This is a genomic window from Flavobacterium sp. Leaf82, assembly GCF_001422725.1.
Taxonomy (GTDB): Bacteria; Bacteroidota; Bacteroidia; order Flavobacteriales; family Flavobacteriaceae; genus Flavobacterium.
Genome location: NZ_LMMA01000025.1, coordinates 1 through 3,310, shown reverse-complemented (window position 1 = coordinate 3,310; position 3,310 = coordinate 1). Strand labels below are relative to the sequence as shown.

Annotated in this window: 1 protein-coding gene; it reads left to right on the top strand. The window is 31.1% G+C overall.

Annotation, left to right across the window (positions count from 1 at the left end; all coding sequences use genetic code 11):
- A partial coding sequence (locus tag ASF10_RS14355) for a condensation domain-containing protein (RefSeq protein ID WP_241774958.1) occupies positions 1-3,310 on the top strand: 3,310 nt, incomplete at both ends.

Below are 3,310 nucleotides of genomic sequence, written 5' to 3'. Positions count from 1 at the left end.
GTTCCTAACGCAGAGTTTAACAAAGAATCTATTCAGGATTTTCTAAAAGAAAGATTACCAAATTATATGGTTCCGGGTTTTTATGTAGCACTCGATGAATTGCCATTAACACCAAATGGCAAGGTTGATCTTAAAAAATTGCCCAATATTAGTGAGCAGGACATTACAAAAAGTGAATATGCAGCGCCACGATCAAAAGAAGAAAAACTGTTAGTGAGCGTTTGGGAAGACGTACTAAAAAGATCCCCAATTAGTATTAAAGAAAATTTTTATAATCTGGGAGGAGATTCTATAAAATCAATTCAGATAATTTCCCGCTTGAAGCAACAAGGGTATAGCTTAAAAATAAATGATATCCTTCGTGTTGCTGTATTAGAACAATTGGCAAAACATATGGAGGTAAGTAATCGAATTATTGATCAGTCTCCGGTTGAAGGAGAAATTGGTCTTACTCCGATTCAGCATTATTTTTTTGAAAATAATATTTTTAAGGCACACCATCATTTTAATCAGTCTGTAATATTAAAAAGTGCTGCAGAACTTAATTCAGATTTTTTATCTAAAAGTGTAACCTTTTTAATTCATCATCATGATGCCCTTCGAATGATTTTTAAAAAAGAAGGTGATAATTGGAAACAATATAATACTGGTATTCAGAAAGATGATTTTATTATCGATTTTCATGATTTGCGATCTGCAGATGATGAGTTGTTGATCATGGCAAAAATAGGAGAGCAGCTCCAATCCGGTTTTAATCTGGAAGGTGGATCATTATTTAAAGCCGCACATTTTAGATTAACGAGTGGTGATCGTGTGGCATTAATTATACATCACTTAGTTGTAGACGGTGTTTCATGGCGAATTTTACTCGAAGATTTATCTGCGATTTATACACAATTATTATCCGGTGCAGCTATAGAACTACCATTAAAAACAGATTCGTTTCAATTATGGTCCTCACTGCAGCAGGATTATGCTCATGGCGAACAAATTAAGCTTGAAAAACCTTATTGGGAATCTGTAAGCAATCAGCTAATTCCAGCTTTTCCAACAGATAAAAAAAATCCTGAATTTAATGCCAAAATTGACAGCAGTATTTCGTTTACTTTAGATAAAAACACTACCGAATTATTGCAGACAAAGGCGCATAGAGCCTACAATACTGAAATAAATGATGTATTATTAACAGGTCTTGGTTTGTCAATAAAGAATGTTTTTGGATTGGATAAAACTATTCTTAAAATGGAAGGACATGGTAGAGAAGAAATTATTGCTGACGTAGATATCAATAGAACAGTAGGATGGTTTACTTCTTTTTATCCGTTTGTTTTAGATATTTCTAATTCAAGTAGTAATACCTTAATTAAAGTAAAAGAAGATTTAAGAAAAATACCGAATAAAGGTGTGGGATACGGGATTTTAAAATATTTAACAAAACAGTATAGCGATACACTTATTCCTGCTATCGAATTTAACTATTTGGGAGATTTTGGCAGCGGCGTAACAAATAAAAATGAAGATTCAATATTTGAATATGCTTCAGAATATATTGGAGCGAATAATAATGATTCAAATGGGAACGACGTATTGTTAATCGTAACCGGAATTTTAGTAGATGAAAAACTGTCTATAACAATAAATTTTAATAAAGAAATATATCATAAAAAAACAATTCAGTATTTAGTTGATTCTTATAAAGAAAACCTTGTTGCACTAATCGAAAAATTGAGTGCGATCAGGGAGAATTATTTAACTCCGTCTGATTTGACTTTCAAAGGATTAAGTGTTTTAACGCTATTAGAACTTAATAAAGATAATGAGATAGAAGATGTCTATAAACTTTCTCCATTGCAGCAGGGTATTTACTTTCACTGGTTGTCTAATGGTATATCTTCATTGTATTTTGAGCAGATATCTTATAGAATTAAAGCGTCAGATCTGGATATCACAACTGTAAAAGAAGCCTACGATAAATTGGTAGCAAGACATGCTGTATTGAGAACTGGTTTTAAATATGATCAAACTAATGAGTTACCAATACAAATAGTAAGAAAAATGGTTTCGGGGAACTTTTTACATAAAAAACTCCCTTCATATGCAATTGACTTAAATGAGTATGTAGAAACAATCAAATTAGAAGATCGAAATATGGGATTTGACTTAGAATCAAATTCTCAGATGCGATTACAAATACTGGATCTTGGTAATGATAATTATGAATTTATTTGGAGTCATCATCACATTTTAGCAGATGGTTGGTGTATGAGTATTTTAATTAAAGATTTCTATCAGATATTGAATTCAATAAGTCAAAAAGCAGTATTAAATCTTCCAAAAACATTTCCATATTCTAATTATATTAAATGGCTGGATGGAGTGAATACGAATGATTCTATGGCGTATTGGAAAACCTATTTACAAGGTTATAGTCAAATTGCAGAAATCCCTTTTAGTACAACAATTCAAGAGGATCAAAAATACACAGAAGCCAAAGAAACAGTTACAATAGGCGAAAATTTGTATAAAAAAATCAATAGTTTATGTGCTAGTATTGGTATAACACAAAATACATTTATTCAGGTCGCTTGGGGCTTTTTATTGTCAAGATACAATAATACTCAGGATGTGGTTTTTGGATCAGTTGTGTCAGGAAGACCAGGTGAACTGGAAGGAATTGAAGATATGATTGGTTTATTTATCAATACAATTCCTGTGCGTATAAAATATGCAGATGGCGATACACCCTATGATTTATTAAAAAGAGTTCAGGAAGATGCAATATCCGGAAGTACCTATCATTATTCCAATTTAGCAGAAATTAATGCTCAAAGTGAATTAGGAATGAAGCTTTTTAGCCATATTATGATTTTTGAAAATTATCCTATACAGGATATTCTTGAAAATGGTATTAAAAATTCTCAAACCAATAATTCTCAGGAAATCAAGATTGAGTCTGTAACAACATTTGAACAAACAAATTATGATTTTGACATAAGTATTCTACCATCATCTCTATCATTAGCTATAGATTTTAAATATAACACCAAAAAATATGAATCTAAATTCATGAAAAATCTGGTGAAACATATGTATAATTTGATAGAGCAATTTACTGATAACATTAATAAACCTTTAGATACTTTCAATTACCTCTCTGCAGAAGAAAAAGAGCAGTTATTATTTGAATTTAATGATACGGCAGTTTATTATCCAAAAGACAAAAGTATAATTGACCTGTTTGAGAATCAGGTATCTAAAACCCCTGATAATATTGCCGTTGTGTTTGAAGGAGCATCGTTAACCTATAAGG